The organism is Vibrio sp. 1401 (genome assembly GCF_033340295.1).
This window is the reverse complement of record NZ_JAWOWF010000594.1, coordinates 1-589: the sequence shown is the minus strand read 5'-3', so window position 1 is coordinate 589 and position 589 is coordinate 1. Positions and strand designations below refer to the sequence as shown.

Sequence of the window (589 nt, the reverse complement as noted above, 5' to 3'; positions counted from 1 at the left end):
CGAATGGATTTGTTGGCTTCGCTGGTGCGCTATTTGCGCAAACCAACAGCTTTGCTGACGTAACATCAGGCGTTGGTACCATCGTGGTCGGCTTGGCTGCGGTTATTTTGGGTCAAACGCTAATTCCAGGTCGCAAAATTTGGGTTGCCGTTTGCGCCGTTATTTTGGGCTCGGTGTTGTATCGACTAGCCGTCGCTTTTGCGTTGAGTTCTGGCATGTTTGGCCTTCAGGCCTCGGATCTCAACCTCGTGACCGCAGTGTTGGTTGCGGTAGCGCTCATTGCGCCTAAGCTCAAGCAAAGTATGAAAGCCAAACAACGCGTAACGACTGCGAAACAAGCGGCATCTAAAAATGGTTCTGGGGAGGCGTTATGATTGAACTCAACAACATCCAAGTGACGTTCAACCCTGGTACGATTTTGGAAAATCGCGCGTTGAAAGGGGTATCGTTAGAAGTACCGGAGCACCAATTTCTAACCGTAATCGGGTCTAACGGTGCGGGTAAATCGACATTGCTCGGAGCGGTGACGGGTGAGACACCAATGATTGGTGGTCAAGTGATCATTGATGGCAAAGACGTCACCAAGCAG

The 589-nt window shown here is 50.6% G+C and carries 1 protein-coding gene and 1 pseudogene; both read left to right on the top strand.

The annotated features are described in order from the left end of the window. Positions 1-374, top strand: a pseudogene (locus tag R7Z77_RS27030) (ABC transporter permease); the annotation flags it as partial. Beyond that, positions 371-589, top strand: a 219-nt coding sequence (locus R7Z77_RS27025) for an ATP-binding cassette domain-containing protein (protein ID WP_318137263.1), incomplete at its 3' end; no start/stop codon positions are given. The pseudogene R7Z77_RS27030 and the gene R7Z77_RS27025, both read left to right, overlap by 4 nt.